This is a genomic window from Burkholderia sp. PAMC 26561 (assembly GCF_001557535.2).
Taxonomy (GTDB): Bacteria; Pseudomonadota; Gammaproteobacteria; order Burkholderiales; family Burkholderiaceae; genus Caballeronia.
Genome location: NZ_CP014306.1, coordinates 2,440,653 through 2,462,831, shown reverse-complemented (window position 1 = coordinate 2,462,831; position 22,179 = coordinate 2,440,653). Strand labels below are relative to the sequence as shown.

19 protein-coding genes, 1 tRNA gene and 1 riboswitch are annotated in these 22,179 nt (G+C 60.8%); of the genes, 9 read left to right on the top strand and 11 right to left on the bottom strand.

Going from position 1 to position 22,179, the window contains the following annotated elements; translation table 11 throughout:
* The first annotated feature begins 260 nt into the window (after positions 1–260).
* Together AXG89_RS11330 and AXG89_RS11325 are read left to right on the top strand one after the other, a co-directional pair.
* Entirely contained in the window at positions 261–2,882 is a 2,622-nt protein-coding gene (locus AXG89_RS11330) for a YadA-like family protein (RefSeq protein ID WP_069638346.1), read from the top strand.
* An 87-nt stretch (positions 2,883–2,969) separates the two neighbouring features.
* Entirely contained in the window at positions 2,970–3,524 is a 555-nt protein-coding gene (locus tag AXG89_RS11325; RefSeq protein ID WP_062169736.1) for an outer membrane protein assembly factor BamE, read from the top strand.
* Between the two features lie 62 nt (positions 3,525–3,586).
* Here the strand turns inward: AXG89_RS11325 and hrpA are convergent, their stop codons facing one another.
* Positions 3,587–8,392 carry an ATP-dependent RNA helicase HrpA gene (gene hrpA, locus AXG89_RS11320; protein ID WP_236873331.1) on the bottom strand — a complete coding sequence of 1,602 codons (4,806 nt, stop codon included), beginning with the start codon at positions 8,390–8,392 and terminating at the stop codon, positions 3,587–3,589.
* A 79-nt stretch (positions 8,393–8,471) separates the two neighbouring features.
* Between hrpA and argA the strand changes: the two genes are divergently transcribed.
* From argA to proP, 3 genes are all read left to right on the top strand, one after another.
* The gene (argA, locus tag AXG89_RS11315) at positions 8,472–9,842 is read left to right on the top strand and encodes an amino-acid N-acetyltransferase (protein WP_062000792.1); all 1,371 of its coding nucleotides are present in this window, start codon (positions 8,472–8,474) and stop codon (positions 9,840–9,842) included.
* 94 nt (positions 9,843–9,936) lie between these two features.
* Positions 9,937–10,212, top strand: a complete 276-nt coding sequence (locus AXG89_RS11310) for an oxidative damage protection protein (RefSeq protein WP_061999029.1) — start codon at positions 9,937–9,939, stop codon at positions 10,210–10,212.
* 610 nt (positions 10,213–10,822) lie between these two features.
* Entirely contained in the window at positions 10,823–12,289 is a 1,467-nt protein-coding gene (proP, locus tag AXG89_RS11305; protein WP_062169734.1) for a glycine betaine/L-proline transporter ProP, read from the top strand.
* A 75-nt stretch (positions 12,290–12,364) separates the two neighbouring features.
* On the opposite strand, the gene AXG89_RS11300 is transcribed toward proP, so the two are convergent.
* The 4 genes from AXG89_RS11300 to AXG89_RS11290 form a co-directional block, all read right to left on the bottom strand.
* On the bottom strand, positions 12,365–12,832 hold the full coding sequence (locus AXG89_RS11300) for a metallophosphoesterase family protein (protein WP_062169732.1): 468 nt from the start codon (positions 12,830–12,832) through the stop codon (positions 12,365–12,367).
* Positions 12,833–12,895: 63 nt separating this feature from the next.
* Complete coding sequence (locus tag AXG89_RS11295) at positions 12,896–13,480, bottom strand: TMEM175 family protein (protein WP_061999026.1); 585 nt, start codon at positions 13,478–13,480, stop codon at positions 12,896–12,898.
* 140 nt (positions 13,481–13,620) lie between these two features.
* Positions 13,621–13,743 carry a hypothetical protein gene (locus tag AXG89_RS44145; protein WP_256701365.1) on the bottom strand — a complete coding sequence of 41 codons (123 nt, stop codon included), beginning with the start codon at positions 13,741–13,743 and terminating at the stop codon, positions 13,621–13,623.
* A 116-nt stretch (positions 13,744–13,859) separates the two neighbouring features.
* Positions 13,860–14,837 carry a ferritin-like domain-containing protein gene (locus AXG89_RS11290; protein WP_062169729.1) on the bottom strand — a complete coding sequence of 326 codons (978 nt, stop codon included), beginning with the start codon at positions 14,835–14,837 and terminating at the stop codon, positions 13,860–13,862.
* Between the two features lie 431 nt (positions 14,838–15,268).
* On the opposite strand from AXG89_RS11290, the gene AXG89_RS11285 reads away from it, so the two are divergent.
* Both AXG89_RS11285 and AXG89_RS11280 read left to right on the top strand, forming a co-directional pair.
* Positions 15,269–15,353, top strand: a tRNA-Leu gene (locus tag AXG89_RS11285).
* A gap of 139 nt (positions 15,354–15,492) precedes the next feature.
* Positions 15,493–15,864 (top strand): hypothetical protein, encoded by a 372-nt coding sequence (locus AXG89_RS11280; RefSeq protein WP_061999024.1) that lies wholly within the window; start codon positions 15,493–15,495, stop codon positions 15,862–15,864.
* 18 nt (positions 15,865–15,882) lie between these two features.
* Here AXG89_RS11280 and AXG89_RS11275 read toward each other — a convergent pair whose 3' ends face one another.
* From AXG89_RS11275 to AXG89_RS11255, 5 genes are all read right to left on the bottom strand, one after another.
* Positions 15,883–16,308: a response regulator gene (locus AXG89_RS11275; RefSeq protein ID WP_236873330.1), complete on the bottom strand. Its 426-nt coding sequence runs from the start codon at positions 16,306–16,308 to the stop codon at positions 15,883–15,885.
* Positions 16,309–16,328: 20 nt separating this feature from the next.
* Positions 16,329–16,961: a response regulator gene (locus AXG89_RS11270; RefSeq protein WP_062170541.1), complete on the bottom strand. Its 633-nt coding sequence runs from the start codon at positions 16,959–16,961 to the stop codon at positions 16,329–16,331.
* Between the two features lie 114 nt (positions 16,962–17,075).
* Positions 17,076–17,669 (bottom strand): ferritin-like domain-containing protein, encoded by a 594-nt coding sequence (locus AXG89_RS11265; RefSeq protein ID WP_061999021.1) that lies wholly within the window; start codon positions 17,667–17,669, stop codon positions 17,076–17,078.
* A 132-nt stretch (positions 17,670–17,801) separates the two neighbouring features.
* On the bottom strand, positions 17,802–17,963 hold the full coding sequence (locus tag AXG89_RS11260) for a DUF1328 domain-containing protein (RefSeq protein WP_069638345.1): 162 nt from the start codon (positions 17,961–17,963) through the stop codon (positions 17,802–17,804).
* A gap of 105 nt (positions 17,964–18,068) precedes the next feature.
* A complete protein-coding gene (locus AXG89_RS11255) occupies positions 18,069–18,245 on the bottom strand; it encodes a DUF1328 family protein (protein ID WP_075360549.1) in 177 nt (58 codons plus the stop codon).
* A 202-nt stretch (positions 18,246–18,447) separates the two neighbouring features.
* On the opposite strand from AXG89_RS11255, the gene AXG89_RS11250 reads away from it, so the two are divergent.
* Positions 18,448–19,842 (top strand): sensor histidine kinase, encoded by a 1,395-nt coding sequence (locus tag AXG89_RS11250; RefSeq protein ID WP_062169725.1) that lies wholly within the window; start codon positions 18,448–18,450, stop codon positions 19,840–19,842.
* Between the two features lie 313 nt (positions 19,843–20,155).
* On the top strand, positions 20,156–20,296 hold the full coding sequence (locus tag AXG89_RS11245; RefSeq protein WP_056352444.1) for an entericidin A/B family lipoprotein: 141 nt from the start codon (positions 20,156–20,158) through the stop codon (positions 20,294–20,296).
* 104 nt (positions 20,297–20,400) lie between these two features.
* Here the strand turns inward: AXG89_RS11245 and AXG89_RS11240 are convergent, their stop codons facing one another.
* Complete coding sequence (locus tag AXG89_RS11240) at positions 20,401–21,507, bottom strand: EamA family transporter (protein WP_082771400.1); 1,107 nt, start codon at positions 21,505–21,507, stop codon at positions 20,401–20,403.
* 401 nt (positions 21,508–21,908) lie between these two features.
* Positions 21,909–22,039: riboswitch (TPP riboswitch) on the top strand.
* The last annotated feature ends 140 nt before the right edge of the window (positions 22,040–22,179 follow it).

The following is a 22,179-nucleotide window of genomic DNA, read 5'->3' as shown; positions in this document are numbered from 1 at the left end:
TTTATCCGGCTCGCCCACTCAAATTAAGAAAGATCGTGTATATCGCCGGCGTTACAACGCGGATGATCCCGAGCTTCTGAGTCCGAAGCGCAGCATGCAGGAAGCTTGTCCAACGCCCAAGCGGGCCAGAATTTGCGAGGCGGGAGATCCTCGTTACCAGGAACGGTCACGTCCAATTCCGACCATCATCCGGACCCAGCGCGACCTGTTCCATCGATCAACCGACAAGTATTTGTCAAATTGTTAGACATCCTTCTTTCATGAATAGAATTTTCAAAGCAGTCTGGAACGAATCTTCCGGTACCTGGGTGGCAGCATCCGAGACTTCCAAATCGCATTCCAAGCGATCCTCTTCTGCAGGCAAGCTCGCGATCGTGCATGCGGTAATGGTCGGGGGCTTCCTCGTCGGGAGCTCGGCTCAGGCGCAAGCAGTTGACGACTGGGCGGGCGTCGGCTCCGGAAGCGACTCCACTCGCGTTGGGCCTACTGCCAGCGCCAATGGCGAACGTTCAACCGCTGTTGGCTTTGCCGCTGAAGCGGATGGCACGAGATCGAGTGCATTTGGAAATCGAGCAAGATCCACGGGAAGCGGGTCCACCGCAGTCGGTTTTGACGCGCAGTCAGCCGGCAATGGTTCCGTAGCAATCGGAAACTCGTCGGCAGCACAGGGCCTGGCGACAGTGGCCGTCGGCAACTACTCATTCGCGCTTGGCGACAGCAGCGTGGCCCTGGGTGACGGCGCGACCGCTTCCGCAGATCAGGCCATCGCCTTGGGAGCCCTTTCCAGTGCAACTTCCGCAGGCACCACGGCCATCGGTGCAAACTCTACCGCAAGCGGCGTCAACTCTGCCGCTCTTGGAAACAGCGCAACGGCTGAGGGAGCTTATGCTACAGCCGTTGGCAACAACGCCTCGGCAGTGGGCTCCGATTCGTTCGCAGCAGGAAACTATGCCGCGGCGAATGGCGTCAATGCCATCGCAGTCGGTTCAGATACCGTCGCGGCTGACAACGCCGTCGCTGTGGGTTCGGCCGCTGTGGCGAGGACTGACTCCGTCGCGGTCGGCGCAAACGCTACATCAATGGGCGAGAGCGCAGTCGCCCTAGGCAACAGCGCTCAGGCGTCAGGTGCAAACGCCACTGCAACAGGCGCAGATGCCGTCGCCAGCGGCGCCAATGCTGCAGCATACGGAAGCGGCGCCGCGGCGACGGGCGACAATTCAGCTGCAATCGGCAATGCGGCTTCGGCTCAAGGATCCGGCTCGCTGGCCGCAGGAAACTACGCAACCGCAAACGGCGTGAATGCCATTGCGGTCGGTACGAACTCGGGCGCCGCCGACAACGGCGTGGCGGTGGGTTCGAGCACCATTGCGACGGCCGGCTCTGTTGCGGTGGGCGCAAACGCCGTCGCCACGGCCGAGACGTCGGTTGCCGTCGGCGACAACGCCCAGGCGTCGGGCATCAACTCCACTGCGACCGGCGCAAATGCCGCTGCCGGCGGCGCCAGCGCTGCCGCGTACGGAAGCAACGCCGCAGCGACGGGCGACAACTCAGCCGCAATTGGCAATGCGGCTTTGGCGCAAGGCGCCAATTCGGTGGCCGCGGGAACTTACGCAACTGCAAACGGGGTGAATGCCATCGCAGTCGGTGCAAACTCGGGCGCCGGCGATAACGCGGTTGCAGTGGGTTCTGCTGCCGCCGCAAGGGCTAACTCGGTGGCTATCGGCACAAACGCGTCGGCGACCGCGGATAACAGCGTCGCGCTCGGCGCCGGATCGTCGGCCGCCATCGGCGCTCAAAGCGGCTATGCGGCTTTCGGCTTGTCGGCACCGCAAACATCGACCGGCGAAGTCAACGTCGGCGGCCGCACGATCAGCGGCGTTTCCGCCGGCGCGCTGGATACGGACGCGGTCAACGTCGCACAGTTGAAGGCGGTCAGTGACCAGGCAACAGCAGCGGCTGCAACGGCAACTACTACTGCCGACGGCGCAGTCAAATACGACCGCAATACGGACGGCTCGGTCAACCATGACAGCGTGACGCTCGAAGGCACAAGCGGCACCGTGCTCCACAACGTCGCGGCCGGCGTGGATACGACCGACGCAGTGAACGTAGGACAGCTCAACGATGCAATCGGTCAGGTTAACGCATCGGTTGGCGATGCAGTCAACAATGCAGTTGCGAACGCGGTAAGCAATGCGGTCATCGACGCGAAGGACCCCTTGTTCAGCGCTGACGGTGATCGCAGCGTGGACGCGGCATCGGCAACCGGCACGCTTGCGGTTGCAGTAGGCGCGAAGGCAGTCGCAACGGGCGCTGGATCAGTCGCCATGGGCAATGGCGCTCAGGCTACAGCTGACAACGCAATGGCATTGGGTCAAAACGCACTCGCGAGCGGCACGGGTTCGGTTGCCGTGGGTAACGGCGCCCAGGCAACTGCGGCCAATTCAGTCGCCCTCGGACAGAGCTCTGTCGCGGATCGTGCGAATACCGTGTCGGTCGGTGCGGCAGGCAGCGAACGCCAGATCACGAACGTCGCGGCAGGCACGCAAGGCACTGATGCTGTCAACGTCAACCAGTTGAACCAGAGCGCAGGCAGCACGCTCAAGTCAGCCAACGACTACACCGACTCGAAGACGGAAGGCACGCGTCGCGACGCGTATGCGGGTACGGCGTCGGCCTTGGCAGTCGCGGGTTTGCCGCAAGCAGTACTGCCGGGCCGCGGCATGGTGGCAATTGGCGGCGGCACGTATGGCGGTCAATCCGCAGTCGCGGTCGGCGTATCGCAGCTCTCCGAGAACGGCATCTGGGCGTACAAGGTCAGCGGCACCACGAGCACGCGGGGCCAGTTTGGCGTCTCGGTTGGCGCGGGAATGCACTGGTAAGCCACAGCAGTCAATAAGAGGAAGTGTCGCGGGCATGCAAAAAGCCCGCGACATCGAGTTAATGAAAACAACGGATCCGATCAAGAGATGAACTTCACCCTCCGCAATGCAGCGCGTGCACTTCCATTCGCAGCTGCGCTAGTCACAGCCCTTCTCATGTCTGCGTGCGGCACTGGCACTGGCAGTCGTCTTGCCAGCAACGGCGGTCAAGACCAGTTGGTATTCCCGGCTCCGGAATCAGCGTCGAATGTCGGCGGCAGCTATCCGCTTACCGAAACTTTGCGCAAGCTCAAGCCCGGCATGACGAAAAACCAGGTTGCCGGCCTTCTCGGTCGTCCGCAGTTCAACGAAGGGTTCTTCGGCGTTCGTGAGTGGGACTACGTGCTGAACGTCACGAACGACGCCGGCGCACCGCAGATGGTCTGTCAGCTCAAGGCCGTGTTCACCTCGCGCGACGAGGCTCGTAATTTCTATCGGAAATGCGGAGATAACGTGGAAACGCTCACCGGCGGCAAATGGCAAAAGTACGTGTTCACGCCCGTCAGCACAGAAGCCAGCGGGCCGGTAAGCGCCGAAGCCAATGTCTTGACGGCAGCACCGCTCAGTCTTGAAGTCGAAACGCCGGGCGGTACGACGAAGTAATTTCGTGAAATCTGCAAAACGCGAGACTTGGCTGTCCGTCAGGTCTCGCGTTTTTTTACCGGCTACCGTTGCATTGATTCCCACACCTTGTACAAGCGCTTGACCGATATCGGCATCGGCGTGCGCAGTTCCTGCGCGAACAGCGACACGCGCAATTCCTCCAGCAACCACCTGTACTCGCCCAATCGCGCATCGGCTACTCCGCCGCGTTGCGCAATAGCCCGCTGATAGTTTTGCAACAGCGGCGCAATCTCTGCCGACAATCGCGCGTCCCGCACCGCGTCCACTTTCAATTTATCGATACGCAACGCCATTGCGTTCAGGTATCGCGGGAAGTGGGATAACTGCGTGTAAGGCGTATCGATAATGAAGCGCTTGCCAATCAGCGCGTTCAGTTGCGCAACCATATCCGCGTACGGCGCGCCAAACGATTTTGCCTGCGTCAGTTTTTTCGTCACCATTGCGTAGTCCGCAAGGATCTGGCCGGCGAGCCGTGCGATTTCCTGGGCCAGCAACGTCAAACGGCTTTTCCCTTGATCACGCCTTGCGTAGAAATCCGCGTCGTTATCAGGAAGCGGATCTTGCAGACACGCACGATCCAATGCCGTTTCGATGATCTGGCTCGCGAGTTCTTCCTGCGAACCTAGCGCCATGTACTGCAACGACATCTCGCGCAAACCGCCAAGATTGCGTTCGAGATAACGGATCGGCTCGCGCAACTGCAACGCGAACAAGCGCCGCAAACCCGCCCGATGAATCCGCGCCGCCTCCTCTGGCGAATCGAACACCTCAACGTCGCAATGTGTTCCCCGATCGACCAAAGCGGGGTAACCGAACAGCGTCTGCCCGCGTCGTCGAATTTCGAGCAGTTCAGGCAGCCTTCCGAAGTCCCACGTGGTGAGATTTTCGTATAACGCGGTGCCTGAACTTCCACCTGAAGATTCCGACGCCGCCGCACTTCGCGTGACAGGCGCGGCCGCGTCGCTGCCAATGTCCAGCGTCGCACCCGCCGCGAGCTTCTGGAAATGCTGCTGCGCCTGGCCGCCGAGTTCCGAGCGTAATTGCGCGAGGTTACGACCCATCGCGAGTTGCCGCCCGTGTTCGTCGATGACCTTGAAGTTCATGAACAGATGCGCCGGCAACGATTCGAGCTTGAAGTCCGACGGTTTCATTGCGATTTGCGTCTGCTCGCGGATATCGGCGATCAGCGCTTCAAGCAACCCGCCCGCGCCGAACGTCTTGCCGCTGTGGCGCTCGACCACGCCCGCCGAAAACTCGGGCAACGGTACGAGATGGCGCCGAAGTTTTTGCGGCAACGACTTCAGCAGCAACTGCACTTTCTCTTTCAGCATGCCGCGCACGAGCCATTCTGAACGGCGGGCGTCGACCTGATTCAGGCCGAACAACGGGACGGTCAGCGTCACGCCATCGCGCGGAGATCCGGGCTCGAAGTGGTACGTCAGCGTCATTTCAATGCCGGCCATCGTCATCCGCTTGGGGAACAGGTCGGTCGTGATGCCGGCGGCTTCGTGGCGCATCAGGTCGTCGCGCGAGAGGAACAGCAGGCGCGACGTCCCTTCTTTTTTCTCTTCGTCCCGATACCAGCGCTCAAACGCCGCGCCCGAATAAATGCCCTTGGGAATCAGCGAATCGTAGAAACCGAAGATCAGTTCGTCATCGACAAGCACGTCCTGCCGACGCGATTTGTGCTCCAGTTGTTCAATATCCGCGAGCAACTTGCGGTTGTGCGCAAAAAACGGCAGCCGGGTTTCAAACTCGCCGTCGACCAGCGCGCCGCGAATGAACAATTCGCGTGCGCGTTCCGGATCTTGCTTGCCGAAACTCACGCGACGACGCGCATAGACCATGAGCCCATGCAAGGTCGCGCGCTCATAAGCGCTGACTTGCGCGGGCTTCTTTTCCCAATGCGGTTCGGAAATCGACTTGCGCAACAAATGCGCGCCAACTTGTTCGAGCCACTCGGGCTCGATCTTCGCGATGCATCGAGCATATAGCCGGCTCGTCTCGACGAGTTCGCCCGCCACGACCCAGCGCCCCGCTTTCTTCAACAACGCCGAGCCCGGCCACAAGTAAAACTTGATGCCGCGAGCGCCGAGGAAATAGGGCTCGTCATCGGCTTTCAGGCCGACGTTCCCGAGCAAACCCGTCAGCAATGCAAGGTGAATCTGCTCGAAGGTGGCTTCCGATTCGTTGAGCCGCCAGCCGTGTTCCCGCACGACGGTCAGCAATTGCGAATGCACGTCCCGCCATTCACGCAAACGCACGTGATTCAGGAAGTTCGCGCGGCAGGCATCGGTGAGTTGCTTGTTCGATTTCTTGTGCGTGATCGCGTCTTCGAACCACGCCCAGATTTTGGTCCATTGAAGGAATTCGGAGCGTTCATCGGCGAACTTCTTGTGCGCCAGATCGGCTTGCTCCTGTGCTTCGATGGGACGGTCGCGCGGGTCCTGAACGGACAGCGCGCTCGCGATGATCAGCACTTCGCGCAATGACTGATGGTCCCGCGCGGCCAGGATCATCCGGCCGACGCGCGGATCGAGCGGCAAACGCGCGAGTTCACGGCCGAGCGGCGTGAGCGTGTTGTCGTCATCGACGGCGCCGAGTTCGTTCAGCAACTGATAACCATCGGCAATCGCGCGGCCCGGCGGCGGCTCGAGAAACGGAAACGTTTCGATGGCCGTCAGATGCAGCGACTTCATCCGCAGGATCACCGACGCGAGCGACGAACGCAGGATTTCCGGATCGGTGAACCGCGTACGCAGCGCGTAATCATCCTCTTCGTAGAGACGGATGCAGACGCCGTCGGCCACGCGGCCGCAGCGGCCCGCGCGCTGATTTGCCGAGCTTTGCGAAATCGGTTCGATCTGCAACTGCTCTACTTTGTTTCTGTACGAGTAGCGTTTGATGCGCGCCAGGCCGGTATCGACAACATAACGAATGCCCGGCACGGTCAGCGACGTTTCCGCAACGTTCGTGGAAAGCACGATGCGCCGCGCGTTCGATGACTTGAACACACGCTCCTGCTCCGCCGCAGAAAGCCGCGCGAACAGCGGCAGGATTTCCGTATGCGGCGGATGGTGCTTGCGCAGCGCCTCGGCGGCCTCGCGGATTTCGCGCTCGCCGGGCAGGAATACAAGGACGTCGCCGGGACCTTCGCGGCAGAGTTCGTCGACGGCGTCCACGATGGCTTCCATCAGGTCGCGATCGTTTTCACGCTGGTTTTTCGGGCGGTCTTTCTGAGGCGTGGCTGCGCTCGGGCTGTTTGTCCCCTGCGCCGACTTCACCGCAGCGCTCGTCTCCTCGACCGGCCGATACCGCACTTCAACCGGATACAGGCGCCCGCTCACCTCGATCACCGGTGCGGGTTTTTCATCGCTGCCGAAGTGACGGGCGAAGCGATCGGCATCGATGGTCGCCGACGTCACGATCACCTTCAGATCAGGCCGCCGCGGCAGGATTTCACGCAGATAGCCGAGCAGGAAATCGATGTTCAAGCTGCGCTCGTGCGCTTCGTCGATGATGATCGTGTCGTACGCGGCGAGCAGCGGATCGGTCTGCGTTTCGGCAAGCAAGATGCCGTCCGTCATCAGTTTCACTGATGCGCCAGGGGACAGGTTGTCCGTGAAGCGAACCTTGTAACCCACGACCTCGCCGAACGGCGTGCCGAGTTCTTCGGCAATCCGGCGTCCCGTCGCCGATGCCGCGATCCGCCGCGGCTGCGTGTGTCCGATAAGACCCGATCCGCCTGCACCGAGGCCACGGCCCAGCGCCAGACAGATTTTCGGGAGCTGGGTGGTTTTGCCGGAGCCGGTTTCGCCGCTGACGATAACCACCTGATTCGACTGGATCGCTGCAGCGATCTCATCGCGCCGGGCGGAAACTGGCAGCGTCTCGGGAAAATGAATCGGCGGAATCGGGTTCGGTGCGATCACCCGGGCCGGGCGCGCGGCGTGACGCGCCGGATCGCGCTCGGCGCGCGTGCGGCGCGGGATGTCATCGGGCTTGCGCGGTTGTTTGTCGTCCGGTTTGACACGGTCGCGTACGCTGTCTGGCGCCGAGTGTGGCTGCGGCGCGGCATCACGCCGACCGCCGTTGCGTGTCGCTTCGCGCTCCAAATCGGGCTTTGCCAACGCTTCTGCGGGCGCGCGCGGCGCATTGGCGCGAGGCGCATCGGCGCGCGGCTCGGGTGCGCGAGGCGCAGGTCCCGGCTCAGGACGCCTCTCCTGCGGCGCCGCCGACTTTTCGACGGCGGCGGCTTTTGGAGGTTTTTGCGCACGCTCGACGGAAGACGACTGCGCGCCAATGGTCACGGAAACACCGGCGACCTTGTGAGTCTTATGTTCGGGACGACGCGCAACTTGCTTGTCCGATGGCACTGGCTTCGCAGTTGGCGGAGCGGGAGGTGCGGGAGGCGCAGTAAAAGGAGGCAGCACCGCTTTTTTTACTGCTTGTTCTTTAGGCTGTGTCTTCACGTCGCGGGCGGTGACGGCAACATCATCAGGCGCGGCCGTTTTATCGGACGATCCGACCAATGAGGCCAGCACGGCCAAACCGCCCCGAATCTCCTTGCGCTGCGCGGACGAAGCGGAAGAATCCGGGGCAACGCCAGGCGAATTCGCGGCACCCTTGGCAACATTTTTTTTCGGAGCGGGTTGAGTAGCCTTCCGTCCCGAACCCGACCCCGCGCCAGGACCGCTCGGCGCACCCCCTGATCCGCCCGCAAACCGCCGCGCAGCCGCTTCCTTCTTGCGGTTCAAGCCTTCATCGGCGGAATCATCCGGGTCGTTTTCGCCATCGCTTTCGCGCGCCGCGGCGTCGCGCAGCAGGGCTTCACGCAGCTTTTTCAACTGCTCCTGGGGGTCAAGCTTGTCCGCATCGGCGGGACGTTTAAAAGCATTCGGCATAGTGCAGCATTATAATCCCGGCATGAATACTCAGACCGACCTCCCCGCCGCGCAGCCGCCGGTTTCCGCCGAGCCAGAAGCGCCTGATCAACACGCCCAGTTTGTCGACTGGATGCGTTCCGTCGCCCCTTATATTCACGCGTTCCGAAACAAGACCTTCGTGGTCGCGTTCGGCGGCGAGCTGGTGCAGGAAGGCAGGCTGAACGCACTCGTCCAGGACGTCGGGTTGTTGCACGCCATGGGTATTCACGTCGTGCTCGTGCACGGATCGCGACCCCAGGTAGAAGAGCAGTTGAATCTGCACGGCGTGGAGTCGGAGTTTTCGCACGGCTTGCGCATCACCGACGCCCGCGCGCTCGAATCCGCGAAGGAAGCCGCCGGCGAAGTGCGCCTGGACATTGAAGCGGCGATCAGCCAGGGCTTGCCCAATACGCCGATGGCGCACGCGCACATCAGCGTGGTATCGGGCAATTTCGTGACGGCGCGTCCAGTCGGCATTCTGGATGGCGTCGATTTCCAGCACACCGGCGTGGTCCGCAAGATCGACGGCGATTCGATTCGCCACTCGCTCACCAGCAACAAGCTGGTCCTGCTCTCCCCGCTTGGATTCTCGCCAACGGGCGAAGCGTTCAATCTATCGATGGAAGATGTCGCTTCGGCGGCGGCGATCGCGTTGCGTGCCGACAAGATCATTTTCCTGACCGAAACACCGGGCCTCGTCGATGAAAACGGCGAACTCGTGCGCGAAATGTCGCTCGATGACGCTTATCGTTTGCACGAAAGCGGCGAACTGCAGGGCGACGCGGCGTTTTACCTCAAGCACACCATTCGTGCGTGCCGCGGCGGCGTGGCGCGCGCGCACATCATCCCTTACGCGCTCGACGGCAGCGTCCTGCTGGAATTGTTCCTGCACGACGGCGTCGGCACCATGATCTCGTACGAGAATCTGGAAAGCCTGCGGGAAGCCACGCCGGATGACGTTGGCGGGATCCTGACGCTGATCGAGCCGCTGGAAATGGACGGCACGCTGGTGCGGCGTGGCCGGCACCAGATTGAACGCGATATCGATCATTTTTCGGTGATCGAGCACGATGGCGTGCTGTTTGGCTGCGTGGCTCTGTATCCGTACACGCAGGAACGTATCGGCGAAATGGCTTGCCTGACCGTCTCGCCGGAAGCACAAGGCGCGGGCGACGGCGAACGGCTGCTCAAGCGCGTGGAACAACGCGCGCGCGCTCGCGGCCTCACGCATATTTTCGTGCTGACCACGCGCACGGAGCACTGGTTTCTCAAGCGTGGTTTCGTGAAGGTGACCGTGGACGACCTGCCTGAAGACCGGCGCCGCCTTTACAACTGGCAGCGCAAATCGCTCGTGCTGATGAAGCAGCTTTAAGCACTCCATTTACAGACGCTTCGATCCGGTCGCCGCGCAACCCATGCGCCGCCTGAACGAATCGTCCAGATAACCCGCTACAGGAGAATGACAGATGGCCCGAATGGTTCAATGCGCAAAACTCGGCAAGGAAGCCGAAGGACTCGACTTCCCCCCGCTGCCGGGCGAACTCGGCAAGCGGATTTATGAAACGGTATCGAAGGAAGCCTGGCAAGGCTGGCTCAAGCAGCAAACCATGCTGATCAACGAAAACCGCCTGAACATGGCCGATCCGCGGGCGCGTCAGTACCTGCTCAAGCAGACGGAAAAGTACTTCTTCGGTGAAGGCGCGGACACCGCTCAAGGCTATGTTCCGCCAGCGCAAAGCTGAGACGGGACTACCGTTCGGCTTAGAAGAGCCGGTCTTCCAAAGACCGGCTTTTTCGTTTCCACCATGCACCAGATAGAACGCCCCAAATGCCGCGCGAGGGCAGGCGGTTTGCGCATCGTCTTGCATCGTGCTATCATCTCCTTCTTTCCAATAGCAATTCAAAGTCAATTTCTCACGACTGAACTAGATGCAAAGAGCCTTCCGAGTAGCTGAGCCCTTTGCCCCAAGCGTCATTTAAGAGATACCGGCGAGTGATTGTCGAGGCTTCCACGGGTCATGGTCTGTCCGTGGATGCTGTTCCCAAGCCTCTTCCGTCCGTGACACAGCAAAGCCGTACCGCCGCGCATCATGCGCCGCGTCTGAACGGGTTTCGTTGCGTCCAGCCATCAATTCAAGCAGTACCCACGAAGTGCCATTTCGCGACCATCGTTGCGAGGCATAGGCTTTGCTCTGAGCATTCCGACGCGTTCGGTGTGCGACCAGCCTTCGGCTTCTTCATGAACTGACGCCTCGCCTCGTCGCGAAACTGCACTTTCCCCGGCAACGTGCGCATAGCGCACCCGCCGATCCGTCCCCCAATGGATCGGCGACACACCTGGAGCTTCTCTTCATGGCAACACCGAACGACGGCCTCTGGCGACAACCCCAACCCGAGAAAGACCTGTCGCTTGCCGATATCACCATCGTCGATAAGGGCCTCCTCAAGCGCGCCGTCGGCGCCATGGCGATCGGCAATGCGATGGAATGGTTCGATTTCGGCGTGTACAGCTACATCGCGGTGACGCTCGGCAAGGTGTTCTTTCCTTCAAGCAATCCCGGCGCGCAATTGATCGCCACGTTCGGCACGTTCGCTGCGGCATTCCTCGTGCGTCCGGTCGGCGGCATGGTGTTCGGGCCGCTGGGCGACCGCATCGGCCGCAAGCGCGTGCTCGCGATGACGATGATCATGATGGCCATTGGGACGTTCTGTATCGGCTTGATTCCTGATTACGGCACCATCGGCATCTTCGCGCCCATTCTTTTGCTGGCTGCTCGCCTGCTGCAGGGCTTTTCGACCGGCGGCGAATACGGCGGCGCGGCGACCTTCATCGCGGAATTTGCGCCGGATAAACGGCGCGGGTTCCTTGGCAGCTTCCTGGAATTCGGCACCCTCGTGGGTTACGTGCTCGGCGCGGGCTGCGTTGCGGTCCTGACCGCGACCATGTCGGAGCAATCGCTGCTTTCATGGGGCTGGCGTATCCCGTTCCTGATCGCCGGACCGCTTGGTCTGATCGGCTTGTATATCCGTCTGAAGCTCGAAGAAACGCCTGCGTTCCAGCGTGAAGCCGACAAGCGCGAGACCGAAGCGCACAGCACGCCGAAGGATCAGTTTCGCGACATGCTCGTGAAGAACTGGAAGCCGATGCTGCAATGCGTGGGACTCGTGCTGATCTTCAACGTCACTGACTACATGGCGCTGTCTTATCTGCCGAGTTATCTTTCCGCCACGCTCAAGTTCAACGAAACGCATGGGCTGTTCGTCGTGTTGATCGTGATGGTGCTGATGATGCCGATGACGCTTTTCGCCGGCCATCTCTCCGACAAGATTGGCCGCAAGCCGGTGCTGCTGTTTGGGTGCGTCGGACTTCTGGTGCTGTCCATGCCCGCGCTCACGCTGATCCGCATGGGCAACGTGATGCCGATTTTCAGCGGCATGCTGATCCTTGGCGTGTTGCTGTCGTGCTTTACGGGCGCGATGCCTTCAGCACTGCCTGCGTTGTTCCCGACCAAGATCCGCTATGGCGCGCTCGCAATCGGCTTCAATGTTTCGGTTTCGCTGTTCGGCGGTACGACCCCGCTCGTGACGGCGTGGCTGGTTTCATCGACGGGAAATCTGATGATGCCTGCGTACTACCTGATGGGTGCGTCGTTGATCGGAATCGTTTCGGTGATCGCGCTGCATGAGACCGCGAGGAAGCCGCTGAAGGGCTCGCCGCCGTCGGTCGGTTCGCGCTCGGAAGCCCATGCTGTGTTGCGCGGTGCAAAGCAGGCTGCAGAGATGGATGAGCGTTTGCCGGATGCAACCGCTCACGCCTGATCGGGGCTGATCCACGCCAGCTAAGACAAAGAGGCCGTTCCTGGTTGGGAACGGCCTCTTTTTATTCCGATGGCTTCACTCGACCAGCGTCACGATCTCCACTTTCACCTCGCCGCTTTCGATGACCATGATCCCAAGCGTTATTGGCAATTTGAAGCGGCGTGGTCCGGCGCTCCCGGGGTTGACGAATAGCGTCGCACCGCGACGCTCGACCAGCGGCTTGTGCGAATGGCCCGTGATGACGACATCGATACCGTCGAGCCGTCGCGGGACATCCGATATATCGTGCACGACATGAATCGATGTCTCGCCCAAACGCAGCGTCACCGCTTCGGGAAGGTCATCGATCTGCACGCCCGAATCATTGTTGCCGCGCACTGCGGTGACGGGTGCAAGCGCGTTGAGCGCGTCCAGCACGGCAGGGTTGCAGATGTCGCCCGCGTGAATGATGTGCTCGCAGCTTTGCAGCGCGTGAAGCGCTTCGGGGCGCACGAGGTTGTGGGTATCGGAGATTACGCCGATGCGTATCGCATTTGATGACATGGGCTTCGCTCTCAGGACTTCATGCCCGAAGCGTAGCACCGTTCATGCTGGTAGGAGCCGCTCTTACGGCTCTTCGGTCATCAGCACTTTTTCCACACGGCGATCGGGCACGAGCCAGACAACAGCGACGATCGCGTACAGGGCGGCAGCGATCCAGGGTTCCCAGAAGGACGCGGCAATCGCGATGAGGTAGAGGACCACCGAGAGCTTGCCTTTGAAGTCCGCCCCGATCGCACGCTCGAGCATGGAGTTGGCGCCGTGCAAGCCGATCAGCGTGCGCGTGAGGATATACCACGCGACTGCCGTCATGAAGAGATCGAAGCCGTAGAGTGCGGTCGGCCAGGACGCAAGGTGGTTTTCACCCATCCAGTTGGTAGTGAACGGAAACAGCGACAACCAGAACAACACGTGCAGGTTTGCCCACAGCACGCTGCCGTTGACGCGTTTTGCCGCATGCATCAGGTGATGATGATTGTTCCAGTAGATCCCGACGTAGACGAAGCTCAGGACATAAGCGCAGAAAACAGGGATCAACGTGCCTAGCGCGGCAAGGTCGGCGCCGTGCGGCACCTTGAGTTCCAGCACCATGATCGTGATGATGATCGCGATCACGCCGTCGCTGAACGCTTCGATCCGGTTCGTACCCATCTTCGCCCTCTCCCGTTACACGACTTGAACCGACCTGGACACGCAGCATGGCTGCATGGCGCCGCAACTGCGCGCTGCAAATTATGCGTGAGCGGCACAGTGTTGTCGATTTGGTGTGAACGAGGGAAAGGTGGGGGTATTTATCCAGGCATCGATGTATGAAGCCACTGAAGCAACTGCAAGCCGGCACCGGCCGCGATGATCGACAAGCCGATCCCGAGCCGCGTGCGCTCCCGCCATGCGCCGATAGAAACGTTTTTCATGATCGTCTCCTGAAATCTTTTGAGCTATCCAATGACCGAAGAGGCGCCGGGTTCCGCATGACCCCACATGCGAGAACCGGCGCCGCCCGCTTCACCCACCCCAAGTTCTTTAACGCTCAGACGAACGCGCTGCTCATGTGCAGCGTGCCGTTGACACCGGCCGGGAAGAACCCGCCCTGCGTCACTGCACCCTTGTTCAGGTACACGATATTCAGGACATCATCATAACTGCGGCTGAATGCAAGACCGTTGGTATCGAGCGGCACGATGTTCGAGCTTCCCGCCGTTGCGCCGGTGATGCCCTGGTCTACATCTGTCGAGGCATCGAGCGAATCGCGGGCGTCGGAGATCTGTTGCACGGTCGTATAGATAGAAGGCGTCGTCATGCCGCGCGAGAACAGCACCGTGCGAACCAGACCTGCGTGGTAAGCCTCGGCCGCGAGAATGCCGGCTGCCGCTTCCAGGTACGTCTTGTTCGTGATCAGCGGCGACGCACCTTTGTACGCCGTTACGCCGACATCTTCGAAGATGAACGCGCCGATCAGGAAGTTCGTCGGGCTCGAGTACGGATTGAAGACCTGGCCCGGGCCGATCACGCCGGCTGCTTGCGCCGCGATTGAAAATGCCCCCGTCGCGCTCGTGCCGCCTACGTCAAGCGCCGGCATTGCGACCGCGGAGGCGCCGAGTGCCGTGCGCAAAAAGGTAACGTGCTCGAGCTCGTCACGCGCGATTTCAGCAGCGTATGCGCCGACCAGCGGGTCGCCCGTGAAGTCGACCTTTTGCCCCGGAATGACGGTGCCGGGGGTGCCTGCGCCGCTCATCAAATTGGCCGGTAGCCCTGCGCCCGTCACGGCGTAGGCGTAGAAGCTTGCTTCGAGGTATTCGAGGTTGAGCGCGAAGTTGAGAATGTCCGCATCGCTCGGGCCTGTCTGAGCGTTGGCATTGTCGCCTGAACTGCCGCCGCATGCGCCGAGTATCGTGCCGCCGACGAGCCCCAATCCCAGCCCGCCTGCGCTCCTGAAGAACTGCCGGCGTTTGGCCAACTTATTGGCGCGGCGTTCGAGGATATCGAGGATCGCAATTTCTTCTGCCATGACTATCTCCTTTCCTGCATATTGAGTAATTAACCGTACGGCGCCATTCGAAGTGCACAGCCGAGTTAAAGCAGCGGCTGCACCTTGCAACAAGGAGCCGTGATGCATGAGACATGAGGATGAGGTAATGAAGACAGGCCGGAGCGATGAAGCCCTGATGCCATCAGGACGGCTGATCTTCACGTAGCTAAATACGCGGGCCTGAGATGAAACGGATGCACCCGGTCGCGAATATATTTCTGTTTCTTTCCGGTAGCGACATGGACGAGTGCGCGGGCAGTTGTCTTTGTTGCAATGCGCAACGTAGATAAACGCGTTTATCGATGTGCAAAAACGGCGCGCCGGAGGCCGACTCGATGACCGGAGTTCGTGACGTTGACGGCACCGCGGATTGGCCCTCCGCCCTTCCGATGGTAGAATGCCGTCCGCCTGGCGGGGTGATGAAATTGGTAAACATAGCGGACTTAAAATCCGCCGCCTAACGGCTTGCCGGTTCAAGTCCGGTCCCCGCTACCAGCACCCGATACGGCTTTGGAAAGACGGGCGGACGCCACTGCCGCCTGTGCCTGCTATCGTTTCCGGGCGATTCTGCCAATGCCCGCCGACTGAAGTAGACTGCGCGTCTCATCGAGCGTCTCTATTAGCGCGAGCCCACATGAAACATCGAAGCCTCTACACGGTTGCCGCTGCCGCCGTTCTCGCCTGTACCGCCGGATGCACGACGGGGTATCAGAACGCCCAGCAATGCAAGGCGAAGATGGTCGAGACCTATCCCGCTTCCAGCCCGAAGCTCGACTATGAGATTCCGCGTGTTTCCTATCGCGGGACGCGCGTGGTAGTGGAAGGCACTTACATTCTGAGAGTTGCGCCAGCGGGCGCGACACCGATCAAGACCACGAAAACCCCTGTGCCGGCCGCGGTGGAATGCACCTTTGACGGCGATCAGATGCGCACATTCCAGTGGCTCGCGCCGGCCACGCTCGCCGCGAAATATCCCTTGAAGCCGGATCAGGCCGACACGGATTGACGCCGTTCCCGGACGTGCTCAGCCCCGGGCGCGCGCATAAAGATGCAGCGCGTCGAGCACGCGGTCGAATTCCAGGGATTTATCGAAGAAATGGCGCACGCCGTATTGCAGGCATCGCTCGCGGTAGGCCGGCAACGCATGGTTGGTCAGCACGGCGGCGAAGGTTGAATCGGTGATGCCGGTGCGTTGCAAATAAGAAAGAACCTCGATGCCCGAGCCGCTCTTCAACTGCAAGTCGACGATCACCGCGTCGAATGCCGCCGAAGCCAGCAGCGCAATCGCGCCTTCAGGCGTATCGGCCCAGGCACTCACTTTCAGCTCGCCGGACGCATCGATGGCCTCCACGAGGCTGCGCCGGATCAACGGCGAATCCTCGATCAGCAACACGCTCAGCGGCCGCTTCTGTGCAAGCCTGGTTTCATCGGCGATCGTTTGTTGGCCCACGGCGGGCATCCTCCTGCTTCCTACTCGATCAATCCGTTCTTGATCGCGTAATACGTAAGATCGGCGTTATTCGCGAGGCGCATTTTTTCGAGAACGCGCGCGCGGTACGTGCTGATCGTCTTCACCGACAAATGCAGCTCATCCGCAATTTCAGTCGGCAGTTGTCCGGCGGCAAGCTTGCAAAAAATCTGGAACTCGCGCTCCGATAAGGCTTCGTGTGGCCGCTCCGCAGCGGGCTTTTCGAGCTTGTCCGCGAGTGCATCGGCGATGAATTCCGATAAGTACCGGTGCCCGCGCGCGACCGTGCGAATGGCGCGCACGATTTCGTCGGGTGCCGCATCCTTGTTCAGATAACCATTGGCGCCGGCGCGCAGCAGGTTGATGGCGTACTGGCTCTCCGGATAGCCCGAAAGCATCAGCACACCCTGCTCCGGGCGAATCTGCTTGATCACGCGCAGCGTGTCTATGCCGTTTTTATCCGGCATCGCAATGTCCAGCAGCACCACATCGAACGCGCTCTCACGCACGAGCGCGATAGTCTCGTCCCCGGTGGACGCTTCGCCTGCCACTTCCATGTCGGGTTCGTCGGCAACGAATTGCCGAAACCCGCTTCGCACGATTGCGTGATCGTCCGCTATCAACACTCGAATCATCTGCGCTGCCCGCGGCCGTTTTATATTTGAACCATTGTACTGACGGCGCGCGGCGGAAATCATTCCGCCGCGCGCCGTCTTTCGCTTTCAGTCGTCCGTTACTTCAACGCCCTGTCAACCGTCGAGGCCGTCGAGCAGGTCGGCCATGTCGTCGGCGTGTTCTTCTTCGACTGCCAGAATCTCCTCGAAGATACGGCGCGTGGTGACATCCTTCTCGCCGAGATACCGGATGATTTCCCGATACGTATCAATGGCGATGCGCTCGGCGATCAAATTCTCACGAATCATGTCGATAAGGTTGCCGCCTTCCTTGTATTCCGAATGCGAACGCGACGCCAGGCTGTCCGGCGCGAAATTCGGCTCGCCACCCAACTGGACGATGCGTTCGGCGAGGGTATCGGCGTGTTCCTGCTCTTCCGTCGCATGTTCGGCGAACTCGCTCGCGACGGCTTCCGAATGGATGCCCTTCGCCATGAAGTAGTGACGCTTGTAGCGCAGCGTGCACACGATCTCGGTCGCGAGCGCGTCGTTCAGCAGCTTCAGTACGACATCCTTGTCAGCGCCATAGCTGGATGTAACGGGACCGTCGTCCATGTGTTGACGTGCGTCGGCGCGGATCTTCTCCACATCCAGCACGAACGGATCAGACTTCTGACCTGTCTCGTTGGGTTGGACCGGTGCAGCTTTTACAGCAGACGATTTCGACATTGATGTGCTCCAGATTTGGGGTTCTAATTTCAGCGATTGGACGGGATCACGACGCGTGCCGGGATGAGTAACGGCTTGGGCGGCGCGTCTACGGTCGCTATATTTATCGCACGCATACGGCGTGCCCGGTCGTCATGTCCGGAACACACCCAGCAGTAAGGTCACGACAAACACCACGAGAAAAATGTAAAAGAGAATCTTTGCGATCTCGGCGGCGCCAACAGCAATCCCCGTGAAACCGAACACCGCGGCAATGATCGCAATGACGAAGAAAATGACGGCGTAGTGAAGCATGGTGACCTCTCCGTCCGATGGAGCGTTCCGGGCGTCGGGTTCGCAAAGTCGGCTTCGTTGAATCCCTTTGCGACCCACCGGCCGCGTCGAAGAAACGAGCGGGCGCTAGTCGACTATTTTCTTCGTCACTACAAAGCCGAGCACGAGGAACACCACGCAGACGATCAGGAACAGCACGAACAGGAACTTGGCAATCCCGGCCGCACCCGCTGCAACGCCGGTGAAGCCGAGCAGACCGGCAACGACGGCGATAATCGCGAAAAACAATGCCCACTTCAACATGATCGGTTCCCATAGAGTTGGTCTTGATGACCGGATGGTAGCGGCGAGTCGGCCGGCTTCCATCTGGATGCTGGCCGGTTTTGCTGTAGGACGGCGCCGACAAACGCTTTCAAATGTCTTGGGTTGCTGTGTTTCGTAATGATTCAGAGGACCCGACCGACTCGGAAAGCTACACTGGCTACATAAAAACCCGGCGATCCTTATGACTTCCTCTTTGCACGACGGCAGCAAGGCGGCCCCGGCCCCAAGCTTCGCGCGCCATGCAGCCCGGCTGAACGCGCGCATCAACGGCTGGATGCGCCGTTGGAGCTGGGCCGTCGCGATGACCGTGGCCATCGTGATCACGGTTGGCGGTCTCGTGATCCTCGAGTCCGGCCGCATGCGCATCGCCGCGGAGTACGAGACCGCGCTCGAGGCCAAAGGCGCGACCACCTTGTTGACGGCGCTAAACGGTGACATTGCGTCACTCACCGCCGACGAGCGCGCATTCCATTCGGCGCCGGACGCGGCGACTCTCGTGGACTACAACGCTGCGGCGGCCCGCATACGCAACTCGGTGGCATTGCTGGACGCCTATTACCGTCGCAAGGCCGACGATACTGCGCTTACCAGTTTCCGGCAGCTCAGCACCATCCTCGATGCACGCATCAACGCCGGCCTGAACGCGCAGGCCGCCCCTACCTCGGACACGCTCGACACCACCCTCGCCCTGTTGCGCCTCAACGAGGAAAATCGCGCACAATCCGCGCTCGATGCAAGCCGCGCCGACCAGCGCATTTCCACGTTTTGCGTGGGCGCGTTGTGTGCGCTCAACATCGTGTTGTTCTTGCTTCTGTTTCGCAACCTCGGCATCCAGCTAGACAAGCAGGACCGCGTGCAGCAGAAACTCATCACGCAACAGGAAGAGCTTGACCAGCTCGTCTTCGAGCGCACGCGCCAACTCGAAGCGCTCGCGTGGCATCTGCAATCGGTGAGTGAAAACGAGAAGACAGAACTCGCCCGCGAACTTCACGACGAACTCGGCTCGATTCTTACGGCAAGCAAGATGGATGTTGCCTGGGTCAACAACAAGCTGAAAAGCGTGGAACCCGCAATGGCCGAAAAACTCGGCCGCGCATTGGTCAACCTGGATCAGGGTATAGCGCTGAAGCGGCGGATCATCGAAGACATGCGCCCGACCGTGCTCGCGAACTTCGGGCTTGTCACGGCGCTTCGCACCCTTGCCGACGAGACCGCGCAACGCACCGGCTGGACGCTCGACCTCGCGTTGCCTGAAGACGACATCAAGCTGGGCGAGGAAGTGGAGATCGCGTTGTTCCGCGTCGCGCAGGAGTCGCTCACGAATGCCGCAAAGTACGCGCGGGCAACGCGGGTATCGATTGCATTGGCGCTCGACGATGAGCGCGTGTCCATGCATGTCGCCGATGACGGCGTCGGCATCCGGCCGGAGGATCTGCTGCGCACGCATACGCACGGGCTTCTCGGCATGCGGCAGCGGGTGAGCGCGCGCGGCGGGCGCATCGAGATCGAGCGGCGAGAACCGCATGGCACCGATATCCGCGTGACCATGCCCCGCGTACGCAACTTTACGGCGTGACATTGGCTGTTTGAGTCATGTAGGACAGCGCCGACACAAGTTGCAGAGCTGGCCTACACGATAAAAACATCCGCACCTACAGCCTGCGGACGGCCAATTTTTTAAGATTCTTTAGACCGGTGTGGTCGATCGAAACGAAGCCGCCAATCATGATTCAGGCGATGACGTTTTAAGGGTCGCTCGTAACCAAAGCCACGATGTGTTAGCTGATACGCTGAATGGCCGGGATTCGGACTTCGGGCAAGGTTTTTCGGCTTATCGACAATAGGCCAGTTGCCCATATCAATTGCAGCATACTCAAGGGGAATTGCTCATGACTCGACTCATCGCTTTGCTGTTGATCGCAGGAACCGCAGCACTCGCAGGTTGCAACACGACGGCGGGCGCCGGCCAGGATATTTCGAAGGCGGGCAACGCGCTCACGAACTCGGCCGACAAGCACGGCGCGGAGTAATGTGAACGGACCGCGGCGCGTAATTGATTCAGCGCGCCGGGAACGCGATGCATATGTGAAAAAGAGCCTCCTCGGAGGCTCTTTTTTCGTCTTGCGCTCGAACCTCAAACCAGCCCGCGCCGCTTGTAATCGAACCAGAACGACAACCCCACGCTCGCCAGGATGATCAGCGTCGCCATGACGGTCCACTTCGTGATCACTTCTCCCAGGAAGAGCGCGCCGATCACCACGGCCACGACCGGATTCACGTACATGCAACTGCTCGCGATAATCGGGCTCGTGTGACGGATCAGGTATGCGTAAGCCACGTAGGCAGCCATCGAACCGACGAGCATGAGGTAGAGATACGACAGGAACGGCGTGAACGCCATGCTCACGATGCGCTCGCCAGATACCCACGCCACGATGGTCGCCATCAGCCCGCCCAGGCCGATCTGCAAGGCAGTCGATACCAGCAGATCCGAAGGCAGCTTGAGACGGCTCGCGAGATGAGAGCCGCCGGCCCAGAAGACCGCGCCGCAAAGAATAGCCAGGCTGCCTGCCGTGGAACCGGATGACGGATCGCCATGATTGAGCAATGCAATGCCGACCAGCCCGAGCCCGACCGCGACCCATTCGCCCTTCGCCACCTTGCGCCCCGCAATGGCGGCGATGACCGTAGCAAACAGCGGCACGGTCGCGACCATCACGGCGGCCGTTCCGGTTTCGACCGTACGCATGCCGAACGCGAGCATCCCGCTCGATAAACCCACAAGCAACGTTCCGACCAGCGCCGCGTTGCGGACTTCGGCGGCTTTCGGCCAGACCGGATTGCGCCGCGCCGCAAAAATGAACAAGCCGATGCCGGCGAACAGATTGCGCAATCCGGAAAGCATCAGCGGAGGAAAGGCTTCCAGCGACAAGTGCACGGCCATATAGGTGGAGCCCCAGACCAGATAGACCACGAACAGCGCGAGCGCAATGCGCCCGCCTCTCGTTGCTGGAAGCCGGAAGGGGAAATAGCCGGGCAGGTTGAACGGACGGCGCTGAGGCGGCGCCGTATCAGGCGAAAAAGCGTCTGGTTGCGTCGCGCCCGTCTCCTGGGTATCGGCGGTGGACTGCGGAAACGGCAACACGTCCGCCGAAGTCTGCGTCGCGGGCGGAATGTACTGCGAAGAAGACGAAGAAGCAGGTGTCGATGAAGACTGCGGCGGCGGCAACGACGTGGACATCCGTTACTCCGCGCCGCTGGCAGTATCGGCAGGCCGTGCGTCCCAATCCGAAGAAATGCTCGGAACCGCCGGCATCGATCCGGCCGGAAGGAACCGGCGACCCGATGAACGGCGCGCATGCCGCTCGAATATCGCGGCAAAACGGGCAAGGCAGAACAACATGTCGGAAGCAGCAAAAAAGGGTCAGGCATCACCATGCCGAAGCTCGGAATCGGCTCGAAAGCCGGCACGAACCGCCGCGCGCTTGAGGTGACACCGGGCAGCACGAAAATATTCGGGGCGCATCCGGGAAAACACCATGACAACACGCAGTGGTCGCCATTATGCAGTAAGCGCCGCGCGCTTTCGCGAGATCGTTACAGATGGTTGCCAACACGCTACGCCGGGGTGTATTGTTGCGGCTGCTAACGCGGGGGTCCTGCGCTGCACATCGCAATCTGTCTGTCGGGATTGTCCGTGTGTCGCGGGTGAGAAATACCCTTTGAACCTGATCTGGATAATGCCAGCGCAGGGAAGCGTTCGGATTTTGCCGCGCCGGGGTCTTTCTCTTTCTTCTCGCGCATCCTCGCCAAATCCGCCGCCTTCTCTCTCTGCTTTTTCGTCGGTCTCCCGTTGCTAGCGTTTGGCTCAGCCGACTGTGCGCGTGCTTTCGATCGTCCTGCGATCGTCTTG